The organism is Telluria sp. LT1R51-2 (assembly GCF_059685775.1).
On record NZ_JCASIM010000006.1, the window covers coordinates 1 to 2971 of the forward strand.

General features: G+C 54.4%; 2 protein-coding genes. One reads left to right on the forward strand and one right to left on the reverse strand.

Features of this window, described 5'->3' with window-relative positions; all coding sequences use genetic code 11:
- Positions 1–433 precede the first annotated feature (433 nt).
- Positions 434–2011 (forward strand): methyl-accepting chemotaxis protein, encoded by a 1578-nt coding sequence (locus AC56LH_RS22605; RefSeq protein ID WP_499649868.1) that lies wholly within the window; start codon positions 434–436, stop codon positions 2009–2011.
- A 23-nt stretch (positions 2012–2034) separates the two neighbouring features.
- Here AC56LH_RS22605 and AC56LH_RS22610 read toward each other — a convergent pair whose 3' ends face one another.
- A complete protein-coding gene (locus AC56LH_RS22610; protein WP_499649869.1) occupies positions 2035–2493 on the reverse strand; it encodes a MarR family winged helix-turn-helix transcriptional regulator in 459 nt (152 codons plus the stop codon).
- Between the last annotated feature and the right edge of the window lie 478 nt (positions 2494–2971).

The window sequence follows — 2971 nt, forward strand, 5'->3', positions numbered from 1 at the left end:
ACGACTTTGCGCCGATGATAGTGCTGCAACCAGTGTGAAAGTAGGTTATCGTCAGGCTAGTTATATAGAAAAGCCCCGCTCAGTGATCTGAGTGGGGCTTTTCGCTTTGGGCGATCGCTGCACCAAAGATCGCCCGAATCATATTGATTCTCCATGCTGATCCAGCGGTCAACACCGCGCATGACAGTGCGAAAACCCTTCTCATACCCAATACGCTTGCTGGCTCTGTCCCGAGCCGGCGGCCCGTGCCTTGCCTGCGTGCGAAAAAACATCAGTGCACAGCGCATGATGGATTGAAAACTGTGCTTTCCGTACAGAATCAATCGTGCACTATTAAATCTTCTCTATAATTCCTCGTCATCGTTCAACCTTCTTTAGCTGATGGGTTGCATGCCAACCTGCGAAACCGTTTTTCTCTCGAAGTCGTTATTCTATGAACATATTTTCCTCACTCAGTACCCGTGCAAAACTCGGCGTTGGATTCGGCCTCGTCGGCATCCTCATCATCGTGCTCGCTTTATTTGCCTGGCGTGAGTTAGGAAATGTTGGTCAGGAATTAGCCTCCCAGAATGCTGTCCGCACTACCAAGCTTGAGCGCCTGTATGCGCTGCGTGAATCGCTTGCACAAACCGGGCTGGCTGCACGCAACGCCTATATCGTTCCCGACGCCGCGCAAGCACAGCGTGAACTGGCCTTGCTGGACGAGCAGAAAGCCAGCTTCCTCAAGGAGTTGCGGGCTCTGGAGCCTTTGTTTGAAGGAAACGCTGAATTCGCGACCATGCGCACCGGCCTGCTGCGTATGGCGGAGGAACTCAACCGGCCAAGGCGCTATCGCGATGCCACGCAGATGACAGAATATGCGGCATTCCTCGTTAATGAGTGCAGCCCGCTGCGCCGGCAAAATGTGCTCGACATTAATCGTGTCATCACCGCAGTACAGAAGCAAGTGGAGGCAGGCACGCTGAGCGCCGAACAGTCGATCACGTCCGCGCAAACAACGATCGCCACCGTTGCGCTCGCTGCAGTAATCATCAGCATTCTTGTTGGTGGCGCCATTACTGCGCACTTGTTGCGCCAGCTGGGTGGCGAACCTCTGGAGGTCAACCGCATTGCATCGGCAATCGCTTCAGGTGATCTGACGGTCGCAATCACCGTGCGTCCAAACGATCGTGCGAGCGTCATGCATGCCATCCGCGACATGCAAGCGAGCCTGCAGCGTATTGTTGCGCAAGTCCGCAGTGGCACTGACATGATTGCAAATGCCTCAAGCGAAATCAGTACCGGCAACAGCGACCTGTCGATGCGGACTGCACAGCAGGCCACATCGCTCGGCCGCACGGCAACGTCAATGAAGCAGTTCACTGCCGTGGTGGAACAGAACACCGCGCACGCCCGTCACGCCACTACGCTCGCAGCCTCAGCGAGCCAGGTTGCCCGCAAGGGTGGACATGTCGTCACGGCGGTGGTCAGCACGATGCAGGAAATTAACGCATCGGCGTACAAGATATCGGACATCATCAGTGTCATCGATGGCATCGCGTTTCAAACCAATATCCTGGCACTCAATGCCGCAGTGGAGGCGGCACGTGCCGGCGAGCAGGGGCGCGGATTTGCTGTTGTCGCCAGTGAGGTGCGCAGCCTCGCCCAGCGTTCCGCCAGTGCTGCGAAAGAAATTTCTGCACTGATTGGCGAATCGGTATCAAAGGTGGAGGCCGGGTCGAAGCTGGTCGAGCAAGCCGGTGTGACGATGAACGACATCGTGACCAGCGTGCAAGATGTCAGCGGGATCATCGAAGAAATCACGGCAGCGAGCGAAGCCCAGCACGCCGGCATTCAGGAGGTCAACCTGGCGGTCGACCAGATGGATGAAGCAACCCAGCAAAATGCCGTGCTGGTTGAGCAGTCTGCGGCGTCAGCGGCTGCGCTCAACGAGCAGGCGGGAAGTCTGTTGCGGACGGTGCGCGTATTCCGCATTGATGCCGAGAACAATCCGCTAAGAATCGCAGCATAAGCTGCGTCGTCGACAGCGTCGGCTTAATTGTTGTTGTCGTTCAAGCTATTGCGCAGTTCAACCAACTGACCACGCAATGTCTCTACCTCGTCTGCCGAACACTTGGTCGCACGAAATACAGCCGCCATGACATTGGCGGCTTCTTGCTTGAGTGCCTTGCCGTCGTCGGTCAGGCTGATGATGACTTGCCGCTCATCACTGCGGGCGCGGTTGCGCTGCACCAGCCCCTGCGTCTCCATACGTTTGAGCAAGGGAGTGAGCGTCGCCGAATCCAGAAACAAGTGCTCGCCGATATCCGACACTGTCAATAGATCTTGCTCCCACAGCACCATCATGACGAGGTACTGCGGATACGTCAGGCCAAGCTTCGGCAGCACGCCGCGGTACACCCGCATCATCGCCAGAGACGTCGAATACAGGGCGAAGCAGAGCTGTTCGTCGAGACGAGGCGTTGTCGTCGCAGGAGGAGAAGTGGCAGTCATGGAATCCAATATAGGTTGCACACTAGATAATTGCAAGCAATGCCAAGCCCATGGGGCATATCTGTCTTTACGCTGGCCACGTCTCTGGCAGTGACAGTACGTTGCGTTTTAGACGATCAAAGTGCACTTCAAAGAATATTCATGAAGAGCTCTTGCGCAACACAGCCTGGGTTTGTTATAGTTCGCCTCCGCTTCGGCACTGACCGAAAATGTTAACGTAATCAAGTGGTTACGAGAGCAAGGTCTACAGAGAAATCTGAGACGAAGCGAAAAGAAAGAGTTGACGAGAATTAGGAAACACAGCATAATCTCTCTTCTCTGCTGCAGCGAACAAAACGATTCGCTACCAACAGCAAGATGCACCGAATAAAGTTCTTTAAAAATTAACAGTCGATAAGTGTGGGCGTTTGATGAGGGTGCCAAAGACTTCGGTCTTTGATTACTTAAATTATCAAATGTTCACAAAAAAGAAATACGT

Bases quoted from the DNA above. Each gene is read 5' to 3' on its own strand.
- AC56LH_RS22610 (WP_499649869.1), bottom strand. From the start codon at position 2,493: ATGACTGCCACTTCTCCTCCTGCGACGACAACGCCTCGTCTCGACGAA.
- AC56LH_RS22605 (WP_499649868.1), top strand. From the start codon at position 434: ATGAACATATTTTCCTCACTCAGTACCCGTGCAAAACTCGGCGTTGGA.